17 protein-coding genes, 1 tRNA gene and 1 pseudogene are annotated in these 22,066 nt (G+C 47.7%); 8 read left to right on the top strand and 11 right to left on the bottom strand.

Annotated features, from left to right (window positions below; all coding sequences use genetic code 11):
• Positions 1-3: 3 nt before the first annotated feature.
• Positions 4-219 (bottom strand): hypothetical protein, encoded by a 216-nt coding sequence (locus ACFW2W_RS21125; RefSeq protein WP_378182777.1) that lies wholly within the window; start codon positions 217-219, stop codon positions 4-6.
• Positions 220-301: 82 nt separating this feature from the next.
• Positions 302-1,077: pseudogene (locus ACFW2W_RS21120) on the bottom strand (Rpn family recombination-promoting nuclease/putative transposase).
• 107 nt (positions 1,078-1,184) lie between these two features.
• Between ACFW2W_RS21120 and ACFW2W_RS21115 the strand changes: the two are divergent.
• Both ACFW2W_RS21115 and ACFW2W_RS21110 read left to right on the top strand, forming a co-directional pair.
• The gene (locus ACFW2W_RS21115) at positions 1,185-1,484 is read left to right on the top strand and encodes a hypothetical protein (protein WP_378182774.1); all 300 of its coding nucleotides are present in this window, start codon (positions 1,185-1,187) and stop codon (positions 1,482-1,484) included.
• A gap of 113 nt (positions 1,485-1,597) precedes the next feature.
• Complete coding sequence (locus ACFW2W_RS21110) at positions 1,598-2,518, top strand: alpha/beta fold hydrolase (protein WP_378182771.1); 921 nt, start codon at positions 1,598-1,600, stop codon at positions 2,516-2,518.
• Positions 2,519-2,571: 53 nt separating this feature from the next.
• On the opposite strand, the gene ACFW2W_RS21105 is transcribed toward ACFW2W_RS21110, so the two are convergent.
• The 3 genes from ACFW2W_RS21105 to ACFW2W_RS21095 all read right to left on the bottom strand — a co-directional run bounded on the left by ACFW2W_RS21105 (position 2,572) and on the right by ACFW2W_RS21095 (position 6,942).
• Positions 2,572-5,025 (bottom strand): HD family phosphohydrolase, encoded by a 2,454-nt coding sequence (locus ACFW2W_RS21105; protein ID WP_378182768.1) that lies wholly within the window; start codon positions 5,023-5,025, stop codon positions 2,572-2,574.
• A gap of 235 nt (positions 5,026-5,260) precedes the next feature.
• On the bottom strand, positions 5,261-6,163 hold the full coding sequence (locus ACFW2W_RS21100; protein WP_378182765.1) for an ADP-ribosylglycohydrolase family protein: 903 nt from the start codon (positions 6,161-6,163) through the stop codon (positions 5,261-5,263).
• Positions 6,164-6,255: 92 nt separating this feature from the next.
• On the bottom strand, positions 6,256-6,942 hold the full coding sequence (locus tag ACFW2W_RS21095) for a hypothetical protein (protein WP_378182762.1): 687 nt from the start codon (positions 6,940-6,942) through the stop codon (positions 6,256-6,258).
• 305 nt (positions 6,943-7,247) lie between these two features.
• Between ACFW2W_RS21095 and ACFW2W_RS21090 the strand changes: the two genes are divergently transcribed.
• Entirely contained in the window at positions 7,248-8,615 is a 1,368-nt protein-coding gene (locus tag ACFW2W_RS21090; protein ID WP_378182759.1) for a mechanosensitive ion channel family protein, read from the top strand.
• A 65-nt stretch (positions 8,616-8,680) separates the two neighbouring features.
• On the opposite strand, the gene ACFW2W_RS21085 is transcribed toward ACFW2W_RS21090, so the two are convergent.
• From ACFW2W_RS21085 to ACFW2W_RS21075, 3 genes are all read right to left on the bottom strand, one after another.
• On the bottom strand, positions 8,681-9,505 hold the full coding sequence (locus tag ACFW2W_RS21085; RefSeq protein WP_378182756.1) for a DUF3153 domain-containing protein: 825 nt from the start codon (positions 9,503-9,505) through the stop codon (positions 8,681-8,683).
• 56 nt (positions 9,506-9,561) lie between these two features.
• Positions 9,562-10,899 (bottom strand): TldD/PmbA family protein, encoded by a 1,338-nt coding sequence (locus ACFW2W_RS21080; RefSeq protein ID WP_378182753.1) that lies wholly within the window; start codon positions 10,897-10,899, stop codon positions 9,562-9,564.
• A gap of 384 nt (positions 10,900-11,283) precedes the next feature.
• A complete protein-coding gene (locus ACFW2W_RS21075) occupies positions 11,284-13,929 on the bottom strand; it encodes a DUF3536 domain-containing protein (protein ID WP_378182750.1) in 2,646 nt (881 codons plus the stop codon).
• A 492-nt stretch (positions 13,930-14,421) separates the two neighbouring features.
• Between ACFW2W_RS21075 and cax the strand changes: the two genes are divergently transcribed.
• Positions 14,422-15,543 (top strand): calcium/proton exchanger, encoded by a 1,122-nt coding sequence (gene cax / locus ACFW2W_RS21070; protein ID WP_378182747.1) that lies wholly within the window; start codon positions 14,422-14,424, stop codon positions 15,541-15,543.
• A 240-nt stretch (positions 15,544-15,783) separates the two neighbouring features.
• On the opposite strand, the gene ACFW2W_RS21065 is transcribed toward cax, so the two are convergent.
• Positions 15,784-16,605 carry a tetratricopeptide repeat protein gene (locus ACFW2W_RS21065; protein ID WP_378183054.1) on the bottom strand — a complete coding sequence of 274 codons (822 nt, stop codon included), beginning with the start codon at positions 16,603-16,605 and terminating at the stop codon, positions 15,784-15,786.
• A gap of 111 nt (positions 16,606-16,716) precedes the next feature.
• The gene (ruvB, locus tag ACFW2W_RS21060) at positions 16,717-17,820 is read right to left on the bottom strand and encodes a Holliday junction branch migration DNA helicase RuvB (RefSeq protein ID WP_378182744.1); all 1,104 of its coding nucleotides are present in this window, start codon (positions 17,818-17,820) and stop codon (positions 16,717-16,719) included.
• Positions 17,821-17,924: 104 nt separating this feature from the next.
• On the opposite strand from ruvB, the gene hisF reads away from it, so the two are divergent.
• From hisF to ACFW2W_RS21040, 4 genes are all read left to right on the top strand, one after another.
• The gene (gene hisF, locus ACFW2W_RS21055) at positions 17,925-18,695 is read left to right on the top strand and encodes an imidazole glycerol phosphate synthase subunit HisF (RefSeq protein ID WP_378182741.1); all 771 of its coding nucleotides are present in this window, start codon (positions 17,925-17,927) and stop codon (positions 18,693-18,695) included.
• 102 nt (positions 18,696-18,797) lie between these two features.
• Complete coding sequence (locus ACFW2W_RS21050; protein ID WP_378182738.1) at positions 18,798-19,007, top strand: hypothetical protein; 210 nt, start codon at positions 18,798-18,800, stop codon at positions 19,005-19,007.
• Between the two features lie 75 nt (positions 19,008-19,082).
• A tRNA-Ala gene (locus tag ACFW2W_RS21045) sits at positions 19,083-19,155 on the top strand.
• A gap of 1,046 nt (positions 19,156-20,201) precedes the next feature.
• The gene (locus ACFW2W_RS21040; RefSeq protein ID WP_378182735.1) at positions 20,202-21,179 is read left to right on the top strand and encodes a DUF2382 domain-containing protein; all 978 of its coding nucleotides are present in this window, start codon (positions 20,202-20,204) and stop codon (positions 21,177-21,179) included.
• 315 nt (positions 21,180-21,494) lie between these two features.
• Here ACFW2W_RS21040 and ACFW2W_RS21035 read toward each other — a convergent pair whose 3' ends face one another.
• Positions 21,495-22,019, bottom strand: coding sequence for a hypothetical protein (locus tag ACFW2W_RS21035; RefSeq protein WP_378182732.1), 525 nt, complete (start codon positions 22,017-22,019; stop codon positions 21,495-21,497).
• Positions 22,020-22,066 lie beyond the last annotated feature (47 nt).

Raw genomic sequence — 22,066 nt, 5'->3', positions numbered from 1 at the left:
CCATCAGCTAGACTGATCTTGAGCGGCTTGCTGCACTTGCTCTACCGTCAAACCTAACGCACCGGCTATTTGTTCGACACTTAATCCTAATGCAAACAACCCAGGCACCGACTCTAACTTAGCTTGCAGTTTGCCTTCCTGCCTGCCTTCTTCCAAGCCTTCCTGCTTGCCTTCCTGCCTGCCTTCTTCCAAGCCTTCCTGCTTGATGGATTGATACATTCTTGTCCGTCTCGAATTCGTCGTCTATTCCTAACATTGCTGCTAACTCCTGGCGGCTTAACTGGAAAAAGGCGTATTGCCATCAGCTAGACTGATTCTGTTGCGCTTGCTGAACTTGCTCTACTGTCAAACCCAACCCCTGTGCTACCTGTTCCACACTCAACCCCAATGCTAATAACTGGGGTACTGCCTCTAACTTGCCTTCTAGCTTGATGGATTGATACATTCTTGTCTGTCTGAATTCGTCGTCTATTCCTAACATTGCTGCTAACTCCTGGCGGCTTAACTGGGTAAATTTGTACAACAAGATAGTCTCTATTAATTCTAAAACTTTCCGTCTGGTTGCTTCATCCTCAAGTTCCTGTCGCGCTTGCAAAATTAATTCTCTGCCTCGTTCGATGGCTGTATCTTCACTTTCTACAATTAACTGTACAGTTGCCACTTCCAGAGAGTTTTCTGCTGCTTCACCTAACTCATCCAAATACACCCGCTGTACTTGTGTACTGTTTAGAAGCAATCGATACGGCTCTACGTCGCTTGGCTCCAAACTTCGGGTAGGATAGATGACGACACCCCGCCAAAAGTTAACCGATTCGTTTTGACGCAGGTAAATAAAGATTTCTGAAAATAAGCGTCGGTAGAACGTTGAATCTTGCTGAAACTGGACTTCGACGAAGTAAACTGGTTGGTTGGTAGAGTTGCGACTTGGCAGAAATACCCCATCAATCCGAAAAGCTGTTTCTTTGAGTTCAATAGAGGCGAATTCATAGACATTGGCATCCACATATTGCCAATCAGTTCAAAGAAAATTCTGGGAAATGCCTGGAATAGGCTATAAAATATTTTATCAGTTCGCACGTTTATTTAGTAGATGAAAATACTTGTAAGTTGAATTTTATCAAATAAAGTAAATCTTCTTCCAGCTTGGCATTAAAATTAGCGTCATAAATTTAACTGAGGCAGGGTTGGAGCCTTGGCAGTTTTATGGAACTTCTACGCGCAAGGGAGACAGAATTTATCTACACTTGCTGATGAAGCCTTATGAAACGGTTTCGGTGCGTGGGGTGCCGATAAAACAGGTGAAATCAGTACAAGTTTTAGCGGACGGACGCGAATTAGACTACACTACTCGTTGTGCGATCGCTGACTCGCTTTTCAATCCCGATCCGCTGGGTGAGTTAACAATTACTATGCCAAAATCAGTTATCGATGCTTACGCAACTGTAATTACAATTGATTTTGCTCCAGCAAATGCAGATTTCTAGGCTACTATTTTTTTTAGCCCAAAATAGGCTGTTTTTTTTTACGCAAAGGGTGCAAAGGTAAGCGCAATGGTACGCAAAGAAAGATGTAAGATTAAGGTTATTTGTTAGTGCCTATGCTTCAGTTTCAACCGCCTGGTTTTGGGCAAAAAGTTATAGAAACCTCGCTGGGTTCGATGGTTTACTACACCGCAGTAGAGGAACCGTGGTTAGGGCAACTACAAGCTGAATTGCCACCGTTAATCTTCCTGCATGGCTTTGGTGGCGGAGCCTCGGCATACGAGTGGTCGAAGGTGTACCCGGCTTTTGCGACCACTCACCGCATATTCGCCCCAGATTTAATTGGTTGGGGAGAGTCGGATCATCCAGTCCGAGATTATCAAATTGCAGACTATTTGAAGACGCTGACGGAGTTTATTGAAAAAATTGCTATTTCTGGAGGAGAGCAAAGCTTTACTCCTGTAAAAGTGGTGGCATCTTTGCTGACAGCGGCTTTTACAGTTCGTCTCGCTATTGAACGTCCGGAGTTATTTGGGTCGCTGTTTTTAGTATGTCCCTCTGGGTTTGCTGATTTTGGGCAAGATGCTGGGCGCAGATTACCGCTTCAAGTAATTGGAACTCCGCTGTTAGATAAGCTAATTTATACGCTGGGGGCGACAAACGAAGTGGCGGTGCGGAATTTTCTGGAACGGTTCCTATTTGCTAAGCGAGAACGATTGTCTGAAGAGATAGTAGAGGCTTATTTGGCGTCAGCGCAGCAGCCGAATGCAGAATATGCGGCGCTGGCGTTTTTGCGGAGCGACCTTTATTTTGATCTCGCCCTGTATATCCAGCAATTAACGGTGCCGACTTTTATCCTGTGGGGCGAACAGGCACAATTTACCAGTGTGAATCTGGGGAAGCGTTTGGCTGGACTGAATCCAAAAGCAATTCGCGGGTTTCAGCCAATTGTGGGAACGGGAGTGCTACCCCATTTGGAGCAACCAGAAGTGGTGATTGGACTGCTTCAACGGTATTTATTAGCAGCTAATTGCTAATTGTGTTTTTCTCGGTCTGCGAAGTAGAGCGCAGCTACACGAATAGTCTTCTATTAAACGGATGCTTTACATCCTTTTTCTGAGCTAACCGTTAATTTGGGATAAGCAATGCGTTGGTGATTATATTGTTGCCAGACTTGGACGAAAACTTCAGCAATGCGGGATAATTCTTCTCGTGTTAACCCAGAATCAGCTAACTGGTTGTCTTGCCAACGGGTGCGGAGAATTTTGTTAATCATGGAAAGGGCTTGTTCTGGATTGGCATCTTTAAGCGATCGCAATGCTGCCTCACAGGAATCTGCCAACATCATTATCCCCGTTTCCCGCGACTGGGGAATCGGCCCGTCATAGCGGAAATCTTCCTCCCGCACGATTTTAGTGGGGTCTTTCTGGGCTATCTGCTGCGCTTGGTGATAAAAATAGGCAATCAACATTGTTCCCTGGTGTTCTGGGATAAACCCCTGAATTGCCTTGGGCAATCGGCATCGCCGCGCCATCACTATGCCCTCAGTAACGTGCTTTTTGATAATCTCGGCACTCTTCCAGGGGTCATCAATTTCATCATGCTTGTTGGGACCGCCCATCTGATTTTCAATAAATCCTAATGGATCGTGCATCTTCCCAATATCGTGGTATAATGTACCAGCTCGAACGAGTTCCACATTACAGCCTAGTTCCCGCGCTGCGGCTTCTGCTAGGGTGGAAACGAACAGCGTATGTTGAAAAGTTCCGGGAGCTTCAGCGGCTAAACGTTTCAACAGGGGACGGTTGGGGTTAGCGAGTTCTGCCAGACGAATCGGCGTCACCAAGTCAAATACGTGTTCTAGATAGGGACTTAAGCCCAGTGCCACAATACTCCAGGCTAAACCGGAAAAACCGCATAAGGCAGCTTCTTGGAGTACGGTGTACCAAATTGAACCCGTTGCGGCACTAAGAATCAGATTGACAATCAGGTAGACAGTGCCTTGAGTTAATCCGACGCCAACGCCAAGGAAAGCGAGTTCTTCGCGCGATCGCATTTTCCCCGCCAGTAAGCTCATCATGATTCCACCAGCAGCACCCGCCAGCAAATAATCCCAAGTGATGGGCAGGCTAATCGATAACACGCCACTCAGCAGTCCCACAACGGTGACACCCAACGCAGAACCGTAAAAACTGCCCACCAATAAACCAACTGCTGGCAAATTCGTATAGCGAACACCCAAACTCACTAGCACCGGCGTACTCAAAGTCAGCAGCAATATCAGCAAGTGATCTCGTTGCCGGATTTGGGGATGAAATCGCCGTTCCACCAGCCAGAACGTACCCACGGCACCCGTGACGAGAATTCCAAAACCAAGCAATCCAGACCAACTGAGGCTCCGGCGACTTAATTGAAAATACTCTAACAGCACAAAATCTGCCTGAGAGATGGTTTCGCCAGCGCCGACAATCACCTCATCTTGCCGAACTGCGATCATTTGCAGTTCCACCGCTTTTGCCGCCTGTTCTGCCAGTTGTTTCGTTTGTTCTTGATCTTCTGTTAAGTTGGGGCGCAGTCCCCAGAGCAACATTTGGGTTGCCACCGACTCAGCCTCCGGGGGAACGAGCAAATTCATCTGCACTCTCAGCGCTTCCTGCAAGATACTGTCAGGCAAGCCTGGGGGAATGCCTTGGGTGAGCATTCGTTCGGCAATCTGGGGGATGCCGGTTTTTGTTTGCTGCCAAGTTTCATTCGACAAGTCAAGCAGGGAGGCATCGTAGCGCCTTTCTGGATTGCCATCTGAGAAGGCGGCGACAGCTTTGGCGTATTGCTCGCGGGCTTGGTTAATGGTGGCAATCAGGGCTGAAAATTCTTGGGGACTTGCGACCTGATGGTAAGCTTGGAGTTCGACAACAGCAGGTGTTGCTGAAATATTCGCTTGCCCGTTAGCATCCGGCAACGACACTGACTGGGATTGATTCACTTTAATGTCGGTGTCAACCGCTGCCAATATGGAGCGCCACTCCCACTCCGCGCACTTGCGGAGGTCAATCTGAGTCGCAGCAGACAATATGGCAGTCGAAACCATCGGGAAAGAACCGACGAGCTGTCGGAGGTCTTCGGCGGTACGAAGCGATCGCTCCAAATCCTCGTAAACTTGTTCGGTTACGTCCTGCTGGATCGTCAAGACGGGTACGGCACCCGTGCGGGCTGCTTTCCGTTTTTCTTCCGTGGTGATACTATCTACCACACTAGCGTCAAACGGTGCCCGAATGGTCTGCGGTGCGATCTTGCCTACGGCGAGCTTTGGCGCATTGTAGTAGCGCTGCCCCATCGTTCCGGTGAGGGACACCACTGCCAGCAGCCAAACAATCCGGGGACGGTTTCTGCGGTTTTGGAGAGTCGCATTAAGACCTAATCTTAGACCTTGCGCCGGTGTAGCGGCAGGCGAATCAAAAAGTCGGGATGGTAAAAGACTGCGAAGGGGCTGGTACGTTCGCCGCCATTGATCAAGCTGGTGTGTCAATGACTGAAGCGTCTTCATGTTTATAGTATGGCTGTCGTTTTAGGCGACAGGAGTGATAGGAGCGAAAAGCAGATTGGCATTGATAAAAGGCACCTTACAGCAATCTTTACCCTTGGCGGCACCCAGTTCTTGGCTTCATCCTACCTTACAAAACACTGCCCAAAATGCCTATCCCCCCTGGGGGATTTCTCCCATTAGATTTAATTTATCTGACCAGCTGACATGGGCATCTATCGCAGGCATTAACAAAAGATTAACGCGGTTGAATTACATGGGGAGCTGCTACGGCGCTCATTTGCTGGACTGGCTTTGCTGTTGAGGCATCATAAACACCAGACCAAACAGCGAGGAGATTGTCTGCTAGTTGACACAACTGGGCATCTGAGGTAATTCCCCACCTCGGTTGATTCCAAGATAGCCGCCATCCCGCAGGAATGCCCACTGTACTGTTATACGCTCCTGACAAAGCACCCGTGATGCCGCAGGTAATCGGCGGTTGATAGCCGCTACGGGCAGCACGGGCGACACTCAGGCGAAAATCTTCATACGTACTCAGGAAGCAATAAAAGCTGAGAGCGATGGGGGTACTCTGAGGCTGGGCATTCCGACATAGCTGAGCGATCGCCAATTCTAAGCCAGCATTTTCTTCTAATAAAATTTGGACTTGCTCCAATTGTTGCACTAGAGGCGTCTGGGAATCTCCTAAGAAGGCAAGGATTTTGGGAATCAAAGTGGCGGGATTGAGTTTTTCTCGGAGGGATTGGGCGATCGCGTATCCCACTGCTAACGCCCCATCTCTCAACTCTGGCTCATCCTGCCAGATGCTGACAACTTGTTCTAAATTTTGCCGCAGTTTGGCTTTATATTCGTGGGAGAACAGCACAATCGGCAGTGTGGCAATAATGGCTCCTGGCGTAGGCGCGTCAGCACTGTTCGCGTCTATATCTAAGAATTTTTCCTCTAAGAATTTTTCCGTGAGGTGACGCCAGTCTTCCAAATCAAATTTACCCTGCCCAATTAAGCTTTCTGCACCCCAAACCGCCATTTTTCCCCAGCTAGTAGACGGATGTGACTGTTTTTTGCCCTGAGGTGTGAAATCCCCGAATGCAGCCCCCAATAAGGTGCCGCGAAACCGACTTAAGAGAGAGTAGCGCATGATTTCTATAGTAGAGGCGATCGCGCCTTAGATGGTGTTCTCTCAACATCTGCCGTGCTGGAGTCTACCGTCTCTCCAGGAGAATCGCGCTTTCACTGTAAATTTTCCCTTGTAATTACTTCTCCCGTTTGAATATTTCTCAAAAAGGGAATTCCTATCCAAACTTCTATCGAAAAATTATAAGATGAATTGTAGTCATCTACGATATAACATCCATTAAAACCGCGAGTTTTCTTAAGGGAAATATTCCAACTCGGTGGCGATACACTCCAATATTTAGCTTTCTCACTACATGTGTTTGTTAAATTTGTTTTACTAATTTTATAAGGTAATTCAACGATATCTATTAACTCATAGCCGTAATCATATTTGCCCAAAATTTTCAGAATATCTTCCCAGTTCTGAACTTTTAGCTTTTTGTCGAATATTTGTGAATTCAGCCAGGAATCACCAATCTCAACCAGTTGTTTCGCGATTGACTCTACCCGATGCTTGTCTTGCTTGAGAAACTCTAAATCTTCTGGAAGTAATACCCGATTGGGTAGGATAGTCCAAACTTCAAAGGAAGTCTCTGTATCAAGTGAGAAAGTGGATTTTTTTATACCTGGTATGTCTTCAAAAACTTGCACGGCGCTAATGGGTGCTAAGGAATCTAAATATTTAGATTTAGTAGAACCCGTTTCAACTTCTGGTAAATCTTTTGGATAATTCTCAGCTAAATGATAATCTGGAGCCTTACATAACTCTTCTGGAAGATAGGATTTGGTTGAAGTTTGCACTGCTCTTCTCCATTGAAATGATTTTTGTTTAAACAGAGTAGCAGAACTGGTAATACCATTCAGTGTTGCCGTTTACTAAAAATAGAAATTGTTAATTAGCAAGTTTTTTCTGCCTAAAGATAGATACATGATGGATAAATAACTCAAGCGCGATCGCTCATCAAATTTTACAGAGGCAAAACAAGTCAAGCATGGGTAAGAGAAATGCAACAACTGAAATTTAGAGTAAGATTACCTATCTCCAGTCAGAATTCAGATGCCAAATGCGCGAATTATGCTAGATTTGGTTGTCCTTGGGAATGGATATGAAAACCCTTTTTCATCGTTCCACTTGGCAGCAAGGCTCACAGCGAGTCCAGATTTTAATTGTCATCACAAGTATTTTCTTCGTTAACATTCCATCGGGACTCGCCCAGGAGACTGCCTCGCCAAAATCTACACCCGTGAGGATTTCAACTGAAGAACAATATTTTGCTGATGTTGTTGTCAGAGGACGTCCAGTTTTTCAAGTTGGTAGTTTATCTGGAATCAGTGCCCAAGAGCGATCGCAAATTATCAATCGGCGGATTGCCAGCATACTCCTGCAATCGGAGGCTTTGGGGCAAGTTACCGTTAAACCAGACAATCCACGGAAGATAGCCACCTTACAACTAAATAACCGAGTATTAATGACCGTAACTCAACAGGACGCCCGCGACTTTGGTGTGTCCGTAGAGGTGCTTGGCGAGAAATGGGCGAACCAATTAAATCAAGCTTTCAAAAAACCGCCTCTAGCCATTGATGTCGGACAACGACTTTATATTACCGTGCGCGATCTGGTACGGGACGCCATCAGCAGCTTGCCCTCCATTTTAGGGGCGCTGGTAGTCGTTGGCATCACCTGGGTAGGCGCTAGAGGCGTGCGTTACATTGCCTTGAAATGGGCGCAGAAAGAGACAGAAGGCGATCGCAGCACTGAAATTCTGATGGGGCGGGTGGGATACGGCGGAGTCTGGGTCATTGGCTCAGTCATCGCTCTAGGTGTCTTGGGGCTTGACATTGGAGCTTTGCTGGGAGCCTTGGGACTCACCAGCGTAGCGATTGGTTTCGCCCTCAAAGAGGTTTTCAGTAACTACATTTCCGGGATGATTTTACTTGCCGCCCGACCTTTTCGGTTAGGAGATCAAGTGACGATCAAAGATTTTGAGGGAACCGTCACCCAAATTCAACTGCGGGCAACCACTCTAAATACCTATGATGGGCGGAAGGTGTATATCCCCAATCAAGAAGTTTTCCTCGCCAGCATTATCAATAACACGGCTTTCAAGCACCGCCGCAGTTCGGTTACGGTTAGCATTGCCTATGGTGCCAATATTTCTACTGCTAAACAAGTAATTACCGATGCGGTTCTCAAAGTCAAAGGCGTGCAGTCAAAACCAGTACCAGAAGTCCTGGTGCGGGAACTGGATGCTGGGAAGGTGAATTTGGAAATCCGCTTTTGGGTGAGTTCCCGGCGTCTGGAGTTTTTAGAAACCACTTCCAAAGCAAATGAGGCGATTAAAGAAGCCTTGCACAAGGCGGAGATTGAGATACCCACCGAAATTTATACATTGGTAGTCCGCAAATCGCCGACTGAGCCTGATAGCAATCTAACAGACTGGGATTCCCAGAAGAGGCTTCCTAATGGCAAGTAAGCTGTCCTAGAGTCCCAGTCTGTTAGCTAAGAATAGCTACGAACAAAGCGCGCGCGATCGCTTTTCTACTGCACTGGCACCGATGGAGATGCAGAACTGATACCGCTTCCCGTGCCTCGGTTGTATTTCAAATAAAACCCTGCCACTACTAACAAGATAATCACGAGAGTACCAATACCGAGGGGACTGGGAAGCCAGAAGACTGCCTCAATATGGTTCACTTCACCTGGTTTGAGCGTCCAAATTAGCAGATGTCCTTTCTCAGAGACAACCGGGTTGATAGCATTCTCCGCCTTCTCAACACTCCTCGCGCCCCAAGGGGTTCTCAAGCTAAAGTCCAGATCGAACAGCGAACCGGGACTAACGATAACGTTACCGTTAGTAGAAAGAACGCCGAGCGATCGCAAATCCAAATCGTAGCTTAAGCGATTCCGTATCCAGAACAGGAAATTCCCCTGTCTCAGACTCAGGTGGGAGTTAATCTTCGGTAAATCTGTATCTGTCGCCGCCTGAGAACCTTTCTTTGCAGGGGGATTAAAAAACTGGTTAAACTTCTCCTCCAGTTCCGCGCCGCTAGCGAACGGAATTGTCACCACAACTTCCTGGTTTGAGATGCGCTTCGTTTTCCCTTGCAATTGTCGCGCCCGACTCTGAAGGCTATCTAACCATTCCTGTGCCTGGTCGCTGCTCAATGCCGTCAGCTGTTCGCCCAACTTGATATGCTGGACAATCTCGCCACGGTTCGGATTCTCGAACCTCACCCCAGCATCATACTGAACGCAGCCCGACAGTAACACTACCGCTAACAGCATCGCCCAGAGAACCCGCATTTTCGGCAATACCTCACCGAAAAATCCCCTCAAACTCCGACTCAAAACAGCTAACTTCACGCCTTTGTCTCCTCCTTACTCCTCTGGTTGCGTTCTCTCTTGCCGGAAGCAGTTCGTTACCCTTGTCGCGCCGCCACACTCAACTGCTGGAACAACAAACTCGGCAAGAAACTACCCCCGCCTACCCATTCCGGCTGATCTCCCAAATCCACCAGATTTTTAAACGCCTCAAAAATACTACCAGCCACCATCGTATTCTTCACTCGACCGACAATCTGACCTTTTTCTACCTTGTAGCCTAAATCCAGATTGACAGAAAACTCTCCAGCCAGTTGATTCGACTGTCCAGCACCGAGAACCTGATCCACAATCACACCCTCATCCATGCTGGCAATCAAATCCGCCTTCGATGTCTTCCCAGGCGCAAAGCAGAGATTCACCAAATCCGGGCTGGGGCGAGACAAACCACCCCGAAAGCCGTTCCCTGTAGACTCACAGCCAGCCCTTGCTGCCCAGCGCCGATCCCAGTAAAATCCTTTCACCGTGCCTTGCTCGATAAACATTTTGCGATGGGTGGGCGTGCCTTCATCGTCAAAAGCACAGGCAGATGACCCGATGCTGGGGTCTTCAAATAAATTTAAGCGTTCGTCAAATAGGGTTTCGCCTAGTTTACCGACCAAGGGAGAGGCTTTTTGGACGATACTTTGACCGGAGAGAACTGTCTTAAATAAGCGTCCGATGGCACTAGCGGCGGTAGGATTAAATAAAACGGGGAAATATCCGCTCTCAATGGTTGCTGGCTGCTCTGCTAGAGCGTATTTTTGTAATAAATCTTCAAGCAGGCGATTAAAATCCGGGACACCTTCACGGGCGATATCGTAGCTATAAACCTGGAGAAAATCTTCACCCCGTACTAAATTCCCAGAAAGGCTGGCACTGACAACTTGGCTGGTGCGCGAGGCGTAGACATCCGCACTGGTTGCAATCTTTACGTTACCCGTGCGGACGTGAAACCCCACATCTACCAGAATATCGGAGTTGTAGTCGTGGATTTGGGAAATTAAGCGATCGCCAACTTCCACTAATTCTTGGGTTGCTGGCGGCGTGTATTTTTTTTCTGGTTCCGTCACCTGTACATCAGCAGCAAATTCAAACTCAGCCTTGTCGCCAATTTCTGAAGTTTGTACGGCAGCATCCACCAAATCTTCTAGCCGCGTCAAGTCAGTGGAACTGGCAAAACCCAGCCTCCCCTCGTGTAGCACTCGCAGCGCTACTCCTTGCAGGGCTTTGGTTTGCAGAGATTTTAAGCGATTGTTTTCAAACTCAACTGGTGTGTCTTGGCTTGATAGATAGTAAACCTCAGCGGAGTCGGTTCGTCCCTTCGCCAATTTTAGAATCTGCTCCAGCGTCGCATCAGTCACCATCTCAGGTTCTCCAGCTTCACCCATACTCATCTTAAAGCTACCAGAGGGACTCGTTGCAATACCGCCGTAAATACAGATAGGAATTTTACCAACTGCTGCTAATTGTTCTACGACTGATGCTGGAATTTTCTAGTGTCCGTGAACCAAGCAAATTTGAGCAAGTCTACTTGAGAAATAAATTTTAAAAGGTGCGATCGCTTTCAGATACTGATGGCTTAATTCTGGTGATTTGCCAGTATTGTACTGAGCGCTTTTTGCCGAAGATTATCTCCCGAATATAGCGGTGGCAGATGTGGTGATGTGCGGCGAGTCCTGAAAAAAGAGTTAGCCCGAACTCACGTTAATTTCTTCTGGGTATTGGTAATTGGTCATTAGTCAATAGACAATTTCCAATTACCCATGACCCAGTTCCCTTTATGGCAGTTGGTTCAACCAAGGACTGACATCTACGGCTAACTTTTGACCCAGCAGTAGCAACTGACGTAGCTGAGATAAATTGCCGTTAGTTTCTGATGCCAATAGAGGCACAATTTTGCTGTGGAGGCAGCTAAAGTAGAGTTCTTGAGCGCGGTGCAAAGATAAGCCAAGGTGCAGCTGATTGCCCACAGAAATCATCCGCTCTAAACGTTGAATATCTGCCTCTAGGGTGGCTGGGTTAGAGTCGTGTAGAAGCTTCCAGAGCGATCGCAAGATCAACTGCTCTAAAGTTTGCTTGGCATCGGGGATATTCAGCTGACAGCGCAGCTGATTCGCTTCTTTGGCGATCGCTTCCAGTTCTGCCAGTTGATTCAAACCTTGCTGGGGTTCGCCGTTTTCTTGCTCTAGTGCCCGTAGAGACATCCGGGCGCGGTTAGAAATTGCCACTTCTGCCGCTACTTGCAACTCTTGCGGAACCGGCAGTTCATCCCGCTGGAATGCCATCAAGATACCGTAGTTATCGCGGTAAACCTGTGTATAAAGCTGGTCTAAGCGCGTTAAAGTTTTCTGACTCAGCAACCGCATAATCCGGTGCCGTTCCTCAGCAAATAATTTCTGCAAATTGAATGAAGTACCCCCAAACAGTTGGGACATCGTCAGGATCGCGTGAGCAGCACTCGCCTGTTGCAGCGCCGCAAACAGCTTTTCCTTCAGATGGCTATAAGTGCGGCGACCGGCAAACGGTTGAATGCAGCAGTGGAAATCCCAGCCGCCCAAATGGAGAACGGCAAAGACTAAATGACTGCTTTCCCAGGTAATTTCTGAAGTCAGTCGCAGTTGCCCCACAGCCAGAGTCAGCGACCCCATGCGTTGCATCTGATAATCCAACTGATGGGCATCGTAGCAGTAGACCCGCTGTTGCTGGGGATAGGTGGTGAATAGGGAACTGATGGCATAGTGTGCTGCCACTTGCTCCATCCCGATCTGGGCACTTACCACCAGCTGCCGGTACACCTCAGCACCGTGCTTGAATAAATCAACATTACTGGGAGCTTGGGAGAGGCGTTTGATAAATCCTTTTTCCAACTGCACGCCAGAGACATCACCGGCAAGTTCCAAGGCTCTAGCGGCGTAGCGGAGAATCTGCGTTCCTTCGGGTCTTGAGAGTTCTTCAAAGAACCAACCGCAACTGGTGTACATCAGCAGACTATGGCGCTGCATTTCCAATAGGCGCAGGGCGTCTACCTGTTCCGATGGTGTTAGTTTGCGGGTGCGATGGCGGGCAAGGAAGCGCTCTACATTGGCAGGAGAGCGATCGCGAATCACCTGGATATATTCATCCCGTGTAGCCCAAGGATCGCGGAAAAACTGGCGTCCCGTTTCCTCATAGACTTTGCTTAACTGATCCCGCAACCAATCCAGGGCATTCCGCAGCGGACGCCGCCATTGCTGGTGCCAAACTCCACCTTCGCCACCACAGCCGCAATCATCCTGCCATCGATTCACCCCGTGAGCGCAACTCCAAGCGGTGACAGGCTTCAGTTCCACTTCCCAGGTGGGAAGATTCAGACTCAGGTAATGGGCATAGTTGGTGACAGTCCAGCCGCGCCGGGGAAACTCTTCCACAAAGGCGAAGGCTAAGGTTTTCTCTGTACCGCTTTTGTGGTGTCCAAAGGTTTCGCCATCAGTGCCAACGGAGATCAGCTGCGAAGTCCGGCGATCGCCGCGCACTGCTGAACCGATGCGCCCAGCCAGCGTACCCGCCCAGCCCAGTACATCGTTAAATCCCATGTCCCGCGAGATGGGGCCATCGTAGAAAAAGATATCGATGTAAGGGCTATCTGGGGTTTGGTTGGTGGGGAATGAATACTCAGTGCTGAGGGGTGAATCTGGATTGCTGAGTGTGGGTTTCAGATAACAGCGATAGGGACGGGTAGGATCGATCTGAGAACCGCCCACTTCCAACCACTGAGTCACTGGCTGCTCGTCTGTGGGGAGCGGTCGGCAACGTTCAGCTTGAGAAGGTGCTAAAACAATAAACTTAATTCCTTCTGCAACCAATGCTTCTAAGGTTGCATAGTCTACGGCAGTTTCAGCCAGCCACATTCCTTCGGGATCGCGTCCAAATCGGGAGCGGAAGTCTTCTTTGCCCCAGCGGATTTGGGTGTATTTATCCCGCTCGTTGGCAAGCGGCATGATGATGTGATTGTAAACTTGCGCGATCGCATTGCCGTGTCCGTTCAGGCGATCGCTACTTTTACGATCTGCTTCCAGAATTCGCTGATATACCTCCACGTCGTAGCGTTCCAGCCACGACATCAATGTGGGACCAATATTAAAGCTGAAATACTCATAGTTATTCACGATTCCCACAACCTCGCCCCGGTCATTTAGCACTCTGGCAAAGGCATTCGGGCGATAGCATTCATGGTAAATCCGTTCATTCCAGTCATGGAACGGAGACGCACTCGGCTGGCGTTCAATCGCATCTAGATAAGGGTTTTCGCGGGGCGGTTGGTAAAAATGACCGTGAACGGTGACATAAACGCCGGTAGCCGTTTGCAGGGGATCGGTCGCCACACTGGTGTTTGCTGTTCCCTCACCAGAATACTGTGAAGCCGGTCTATCAGCAGCAGAAGTCATAGGATCGCATCCAAAATTAGTAAAAAATTAGGGTCAATAACTTATCCAGCCAGACTGAACATCCCAGCGTTTACTTTGACGCCAGGGAAAAAGCAGGTTAACTCAGTCCATCTGGAGAAGGCGAAGACTAGCCACCCAAACATGGCAAAGACTCTTGGGGGCGAAGCCTTCTCTCCTTGAATTGGGGGATCAAAGCAATCAGTTTAACATCCAAATATTTTGCCCGTACCGATGAGCAACAGCCTGTGCCCCATGCAGGTGACGGTCAATGAACAAAATTGAAAAGCCAGGATAGTTACTTGTTACTTACATGATTCAAGCGCAATGCTCCCATGCTTGGAACACTAACTTCATGCAAATGAATAGTAAATTAACTTTGCTTAAGGAATCCTGCATCTAAAGAAATATTCCGTTACATACTCAAAAACTGAAAGAAGTCAGAACACCCAACAAGCGGCTATCCTAGACACGAGCTAAATACGAAAAATTTGGATGCTGTCTCTAAACACGTTTTTTTCCATTCTTTTGTTGTTTATCCCCATTTCCATTACGGCCCATTTTCTGGAATGGGGATCGTCAGTTGTCTTCATCACCGCTTGTCTGGGGATCATTCCTCTTGCCGCTTGGATGGGCACCGCTACGGAGGAAATCGCGGTTGTTCTTGGTCCCTCCTTGGGAGGATTGCTGAATGCCACCTTTGGCAACGCAACCGAACTAATTATCTCCCTAGTCGCCCTCAACGCGGGGCTGGTGGATGTCGTCAAAGCGAGTATCACCGGCTCTATTATCAGCAACTTACTGCTGGTCATGGGCTTTTCCATGCTGTTGGGGGGCTTGCGCTACAAAGAGCAGCAATTTCAGCCAATGATAGCCGGGGTAAATGCCTCTGCAATGAATCTAGCAGTGATTGCGATGCTGCTACCAACTGCGATGGACTATACCTCCACTGGGATCGACGAAGCTGTAGTCCAGCAACTTTCGGTCGCCGTTGCCGTAGTGTTAATCGGAGTCTATGGGTTGACGCTGCTATTTTCTATGAAGACCCACAGCTATCTCTACGATGCAGGTGTGGCAGAACAGGAGGTACTCACTGAGTTAGCTGAGTCGAATCTCGCTCCAGAAGATCCCGAACACAAAGTTAACCTGCCCTTATGGATTGGGGTGCTATTAGGCGCAACGCTACTGGTTGCGGCGGAGTCGGAACTATTGGTTGCCTCGCTGGAAGAAGCCACCTCCCAACTGGGTCTGACGACACTGTTTACGGGGGTGATCCTGGTGCCGATTATTGGCAATGCTGCCGAACACGCCACCGCTGTCAGCGTGGCGATGAAAAATAAGATGGATCTTTCTATCTCGGTGGCGGTGGGTTCTAGCTTGCAAATTGCCTTATTTGTGGCTCCGGTTCTAGTTCTGACAGGTTGGGTGCTGCATAAACCAATGGATTTGGACTTCAACCCCTTTGAATTGGTGGCAGTGGCAGTGTCAGTATTAATTGCCAATTCGATTAGTTCTGATGGCAAGTCGAACTGGTTAGAAGGCACGCTGCTATTGGCTGCTTATGCAATTTTGGGGTTGGCTTTCTACTTCCACCCAGTCATGGCGGGGATCGGGTAGAAAGACAAAAGGTAAAAGTTCTTTCTTTGAGCTTTTGAGTTTTCTGATGATTCCTCCGGCGTCTATCGACTGTTAAAAAAGGCGATCGCATCTACTGCTTCTAAGATTGTGCAGAAAATATGCGATCGCTCCACGATCGATAACCTGAATGGGTGATTCCTTTTAACCTGGCGCTAGCGAGGGGGAAGCGTGGGTTTCTGATTTTTGTTGCACAAACCTTGGCGCTAATTGCCATCGCCTTTATTGTAAACTCAGAAATTTCTCTAAGGCGGCAACCATGACTGGAGGCCAACGACGGACATTTTTTACCCAGTTAATATCTTTATAGCGGCGATCCATTCCGACAACGGCAACCCAGTTACTTTCGGCTTCACCCCGCTTTCCCTGTTCCCAAAGAGCAGCGGTTAGGGCAGCCCGCATATCAGGAAACTGGGGGTATTTGCGAACAATATTCTTCATATTGCGAATCGCTTCTTTTTGCTCACCCGTTTGATACAGGGCGATCGCCCAATTGGCTCTGGCAAACGCAAAATTGGGAGCCAGATCGGCTGCTTTTTTGTAGTCAGCGATCGCGTCCTCCCACTCTCCCAATCCCGCTTTGGCATTCCCCCGGTTGTTGTAAGCCATTGCATCCTGGGGATCGATTTCTAGCACCCGATTGTAATCGGCGATCGCTTCCAAATATTTCCCCTGTCCTTCTAATGCAGTACCGCGATTCAGATAGGGATCGGTGGCGTTCGGGGCAAGTTCAATGGATTTATTAAAGTCGGCGATCGCATCTGACAATTTATTTTGGCTTACCTTAGAATTTCCCCGATTGCTCCAAATAGCCGGATTACTAGGAAATCGCTCAATCAGCTGAGTCCAAAACCCTTCAGCCGTGACAAAATCACCGGCATTCGTAGCGGTAAACGCTTTAGCCGCTAGTTCATCTCCTTGCTGCAACTCAGCTTCAGTGTAAGTGGAAGGTTGTTGTTGGGCGATCGCTGGCGGCACATTCACGAACCCAGTTGAAACAGTAATAAGCAGAACACTCAGTAAAGTCAGAATCCAACGAATCATATTATTTTGGCTTTTAGAATTTGGTAGCATCGGCGCTGTCCAGCAGAAAGCTAATCTGTGGCAATGCCCATCCTACTGCTGTATTCGTCATTCGTCTTTAGCTCATTGTCCTTAGAATAATGAGGAGTCATATCCTAAATGCTTTCGGGCTGCTGGAGTAGCAATGCGACCGCGAGGCGTTCGGTGCAAATAGGCAATCTGCAATAAATACGGCTCATAAACATCTTCAATCGTTTGGGCATCTTCCCCAGTCGCTGCGGCGATCGCTTCCAAACCCACAGGTCCCCCATTAAATTGCTCTATCATGACACTCAGCATCAAACGATCTGCCCAATCTAAACCCATCGGATCTACACCGAAGACTTCTAAAGCTTCCACCGCCACAGGTTGGGTAATTTCCCCAACCTTTTTTACCTGAGCAAAATCTCGCACCCGTTTTAAAAGGCGATTGGCGATTCGGGGAGTTCCACGGGAACGACGGGCAATTTCTTCAGCACCATCAGGCGTAACCGGGGCTTGGATAACTTCAGCAGTCCGCTGCACAATCAAAATCAGTTCATCCAACTCATAAAAGCGTAACCGTTGAATTAAACCAAAGCGATCGCGCAACGGTGACGACAGCGAACCTACCCGCGTCGTTGCTCCCACCAGAGTAAACGGCGGTAGCGGCAAACTGCGAGTTTTAGCACTTTGACCCTTACCAATCGTAATATCTAAGCGAAAGTCCTCCATTGCCGGATAAAGCAATTCCTCTGTCATCCGACCCAAGCGGTGGATTTCGTCAATAAATATAATATCTCCAGGCTTTAAACTCATCAGTATCCCCACAATATCGCGGGGACGCTCCAAAGCTGGTGCAGAGGTAATTTTACAAGCAGTTCCCATCTCCGTCGCCAAAATCAGCGACATCGTGGTTTTTCCCAAACCTGGCGGGCCATACAGCAGCAAGTGATCCATCGTCTCGCCTCTGCCTTTTGCTGCTTGAATAGCAATTTCTAGAACGCCCTTGAGGTCTTTTTGCCCGATATAGTCAGCCAGTCGCTGGGGTCGAAGACCTTCTTCCTGCTTGTCGGTTTCATCCATCGCCACAGTTGGCTGCAACAATTCTTCAACCGTCTCTTCTGGCTGAGACTTGCGGCGTCCCGCTGGCTTTCGGCGTTCCTGAGGTTGCTTGTTGGGTTCTTGAGGCTGTTGTTTAGAAGAAATTATTGCCATGATTAAAAATTTATTTTAATAAAAACCACTATGGCAGGAAGACACAGAAGGTTTAGAGTGTATAGGCTCTCATTATCATTACATCGCTAACTTAGAGGATTGTCATGCTTGCAAAAAGAATACTGCCTTGCTTAGATGTAAAAGCGGGGCGAGTTGTCAAAGGGGTTAACTTTGTCAATCTTCAGGATGCTGGCGATCCGGTGGAACTGGCACAAGCTTATAATCAGGCGGGTGCGGATGAGTTGGTGTTTCTGGATATTACTGCCACTCACGAAGACCGGGGCATCATTCTGGATGTGGTATACCGCACGGCTGAGCAGGTGTTTATTCCCCTAACCGTGGGCGGGGGAATTCAATCCTTAGAAAATATTAAACAATTGTTAAGGGCTGGCGCAGACAAAGTTAGCATTAACTCGGCGGCGGTACGCGATCCAGAGCTGATAAATCGGGCGAGCGATCGCTTCGGGAATCAGTGTATCGTTGTAGCAATTGATGCACGCAAACGCCAAGATCCCAGCAATCCTGGTTGGGATGTTTACGTGCGGGGCGGGCGGGAAAACACAGGCATCGATGCGATTAATTGGGCACAAGAAGTCGAGCAACGCGGCGCGGGCGAATTGCTCGTCACCAGTATGGATGCCGATGGAACCAAGGCAGGCTACGACTTAGAGCTTATACGCACCATAGCGGAACAGGTACAAATTCCCGTGATTGCCTCCGGTGGTGCTGGCAACACGAGTCACATTTATGACGCCTTAACGGAAGGCAAAGCGGAAGCCGCCCTGTTGGCTTCCCTCCTGCATTACGGAGAACTCACTGTATCAGAAATTAAAAACTATCTCGTAGAGCATCAAGTACCAGTACGGCTCTTGTAAAGGGGCAACTTCTTCCTTCTGGAAGAAGCGGCTTTGGCTTTGTAGCATCAATCTGTTCGGTTGTATATATTAGAATAAATGAAGTGTTACAAATCGTAAATTATGTTAGTTAGTATTTTAATTTTTGATGTGGCTCTGGTGGCTTGGTCGCTGCACCTGATGCAGGAAGCGTTCGACCAACAGGAGTTTTCCTTAATGCTCGCTGGCACCCTAGTAGCGCTATCGGCAGCTGCCATGTTAGTCGTATATTTCCTGATGAACAGCTACATGGGTTATATCAGCCATCTTGCTCAACACCCCTGCTCGTTTTAATAATTTAAAGTTGCTTTGCTGAAATTCTACTTGACGAGTTGCGAATTTTTAAGGCATAATCATAAAGCACCGTAAGGGGTTATAGCTCAGTTGGTAGAGCACCTCAATGGCATTGAGGGGGTCAGCGGTTCGAATCCGCTTAACTCCATAAACATAAACCTAAAGTCTAACCCCTGTCCGTCAACGGAGAGGGGCGAAAGAGTCTAGCGATCGCATTTTTTGGCGATAAAGTGGAAGCGATCGCGCTCTGGCTGGAGAAAGGAATCATGGAACAAACAACGAACATTGTCAGGACTTACGCAAAGCTTATACATATAGCGTTTTTTCGGGTTCAATCCCCCTGTGGTTGCCCTTACTATGTGGTGATATTTGCGTAAGTCTTGATAGCAATTCTATTCGACTTGTGAAATTCAAAAAACCGCGTAAGCGTTGCCATACGCGATCTTCGTTTTAGACGCAAATAGTTTCCAGGAAAGATAAGAAGCAGTTTGTTGGTTTCACAACTTATTTAAGATTGCTCAGAGTAATTCATTCAACAAATTTTAGACGCTAGTCTTAGGTTAAGAAGAATTTAAATTTATGAGTTGTTCATTGTAAAATTTAACATCTATCCCTTGAAATATATAAATGCCTATCTGAAGAAAGAAAAAATTAAAAGTTGCTGTTTTTACTAGCAGATATAGAAGAATCATTGGTTATCAGCTGAAAGACTATCCAAAACTCCTGAAACCCTTGCAAAATCGTAGGGAATGGTAGAGCGGAAGCGTAGGCGCGTTCATGCCGTAAGGCTTTAGCCTTCAAGGGAGAGTAACTAGGACAAACTCTACCAGTGCTGGGGAACGTGAACTCAAAGAGAGCCTACACATCTATAGCAATCCTAAATGATTTGCACTCTCCCTGTAGAGACGCGATAACCGCAAGTCTTCTACACTAAGGCGAATACTCGCGCACAACTTAAATAGGATTGCTATAGCAGATATACAAGAATTATTGGTTATCAGTTACAAAAAACTTATTTTTATCAACATTTACAATTAATTTACAGAGTTTGAGGAAATGCTCCATTATTTTGCATCCTCTTTAGGAGTTATGTATTTAATTCATTGAACTCAGTCGCTAGCTAGATGGAGCGAACGTAGAGATTTTTAGCGTAGATAGTAAGAGATGCAAGGAATATTGGAGGAAAAGAAAAACATGGTTCTTTACAAGCTTGAGGATTTTGACACAGACTATCAGGACACTTTTGGCGGTGAAGACATCAAAGGATTTGATGTTTATTCAGATACAAGTGATGACAAGGTTGGCAGCGTCAAAAATATCTTAGTTGATGAAGCCGGAAATTTCCGGTATCTGGTTGTGGATACGGGCTTCTGGGTTTTTGGTAAGCAAGTATTGCTACCAGTGGGTCGTTCTCGAATCGACTATGACAATCGGCGTGTTTCCGCTATCGGACTTAGCAAAGAGCAAGTAGAAAATTTACCGGAGTTTGGCGACGACCTGAAGGTTGATTACGATTACGAAGAGCAGGTAAGGGGAGTTTATCGCAACTCGGCGGTAGAGCCATCTGTGGAAACATCGGCACCTATCAACACAGCAACACCTTTGGACGCATCTGCACCTTTAGGGGCACCTGCTGTGGAACCTAGTTACGCGGCTCCGATGACAGGCGCTGTACCGGCTGAGGATAACTATGCAGCTTACGATCGCGATCGCTACAATTATCAGCAAGAGCCATCTTTGTACGATATGAACGATCGGGATCATCAAACCCTGAAATTGTACGAAGAACGGTTGATTGCCAATAAAACTCGCAAGAAAACTGGTGAGGTAGCGGTTGGCAAGCGCGTTGAAACTGAAACGGCACGAGTTTCAGTTCCCATTGAAAAGGAGCGAGTGATTGTTGAGCGCGTGACTCCAACAGACGCAGGAAGAGCAGTTGCTCCTGGCGAGGCTGCTTTCCAGCAAGGGGAAGCTGCACGGATGGAAATCTACGAAGAGACTCCTAACATTCAAAAGGAAGCCTTTGTGCGTGAGGAAGTCAGAATCAGAAAAGAAGTAGATCGTGACACGGTTAATGCCGAAGAACAGCTTCGTCGAGAAGAGCTGGATGTGAAGAACAACGATCTTCCAATTCAGGATCAAAATATCCGCAGCGATCGCGATCGCATCTAACCACGTTTAGACAAAGGGTGGACATTGCCCACCCTTTCTAAATCTGAAATAATGGGTGAAACGCTACAAATATTCAGGGGTAGGTCTTGTGCCTACCCCTGAATATTTGATCTGCAACTAATTTAAGATGCCACTAGCCTCAAGGTTCGCCACAATCGTCGCATCCCAAGACATCAAGTGTTTTCTAATCTGGCAGCACTAAACGCAACATGAAGAACCGAGCCAGAAAAGCTCATCCAGTCACGCCATATTGGTCATAGAGAAAAGGCTGACGAGAAGCCAAACAAAAACCAAATCAAGTATAAAATTAGGCGTTCAAAAATTAAACCAAGCCAATCCGCCTAGTGTCAAACCAATGGCAATCAAGGCAACCCAAATAAACAAATTGTCCTTGGTATTTACTTGGCCCAGATCGATAGGTTCCGGTTCTGGACGCTTTTGAGGAGTTTTCGTGGCACTCTTAACATTGCTACCCCGGCGAAATTCAGCTTCGCTGTCAGCGAGAGTTGTGAGATCGGGAATTTCAGTCAGCCATTCTGGACGCCTGCTGAGTTGCGGGGCTTCCATAATGTAGAGTAAGCGACGGCTTTGCTTGCTGGTTTCTGGATCGGGATGACGCCGCAGCTGTTTACACAGAGCGATCGCTTCTGTTGTTTGTCCTGCTGCTTCGTAAGCCGTCACCAGCCAAATCTGTATTTCTCCTCCCAATCGGGAGTTACGAGTAACCAAGCTACTCGCCTTCTCTAAATGCTGCACTGACTGGCGGTAATCTCCACGCTCAAATGCCGCTTTGCCAGTCTGGTACTCGGTTTTAATAATGTCGTGGGTTTCTGAATTCACTTTGCCAATCGAATTTAAAGAGAACTTTTTTTCGCTCTGTACGTCAA

The organism is Coleofasciculus sp. H7-2 (genome assembly GCF_042747725.1).
Classification (GTDB): Bacteria; Cyanobacteriota; Cyanobacteriia; order Cyanobacteriales; family FACHB-T130; genus FACHB-T130.
The sequence above is the reverse complement of the archived record's forward strand: the minus strand, read 5'-3'. Positions and strand labels throughout refer to the sequence as shown.

Coding starts and splice junctions, on each gene's coding strand:
- cax (WP_378182747.1), top strand. CDS start 14,422: ATGCTGTCTCTAAACACGTTTTTTTCCATTCTTTTGTTGTTTATCCCC.
- ACFW2W_RS21100 (WP_378182765.1), bottom strand. CDS start 6,163: ATGCGCTACTCTCTCTTAAGTCGGTTTCGCGGCACCTTATTGGGGGCT.
- ACFW2W_RS21125 (WP_378182777.1), bottom strand. CDS start 219: ATGTATCAATCCATCAAGCAGGAAGGCTTGGAAGAAGGCAGGCAGGAA.
- ACFW2W_RS21090 (WP_378182759.1), top strand. CDS start 7,248: ATGAAAACCCTTTTTCATCGTTCCACTTGGCAGCAAGGCTCACAGCGA.
- hisF (WP_378182741.1), top strand. CDS start 17,925: ATGCTTGCAAAAAGAATACTGCCTTGCTTAGATGTAAAAGCGGGGCGA.
- ACFW2W_RS21040 (WP_378182735.1), top strand. CDS start 20,202: ATGGTTCTTTACAAGCTTGAGGATTTTGACACAGACTATCAGGACACT.
- ACFW2W_RS21080 (WP_378182753.1), bottom strand. CDS start 10,899: ATGAGTATGGGTGAAGCTGGAGAACCTGAGATGGTGACTGATGCGACG.
- ACFW2W_RS21110 (WP_378182771.1), top strand. CDS start 1,598: ATGCTTCAGTTTCAACCGCCTGGTTTTGGGCAAAAAGTTATAGAAACC.
- ACFW2W_RS21075 (WP_378182750.1), bottom strand. CDS start 13,929: ATGACTTCTGCTGCTGATAGACCGGCTTCACAGTATTCTGGTGAGGGA.
- ACFW2W_RS21105 (WP_378182768.1), bottom strand. CDS start 5,025: ATGAAGACGCTTCAGTCATTGACACACCAGCTTGATCAATGGCGGCGA.
- ruvB (WP_378182744.1), bottom strand. CDS start 17,820: ATGGCAATAATTTCTTCTAAACAACAGCCTCAAGAACCCAACAAGCAA.
- ACFW2W_RS21065 (WP_378183054.1), bottom strand. CDS start 16,605: ATGATTCGTTGGATTCTGACTTTACTGAGTGTTCTGCTTATTACTGTT.
- ACFW2W_RS21050 (WP_378182738.1), top strand. CDS start 18,798: ATGTTAGTTAGTATTTTAATTTTTGATGTGGCTCTGGTGGCTTGGTCG.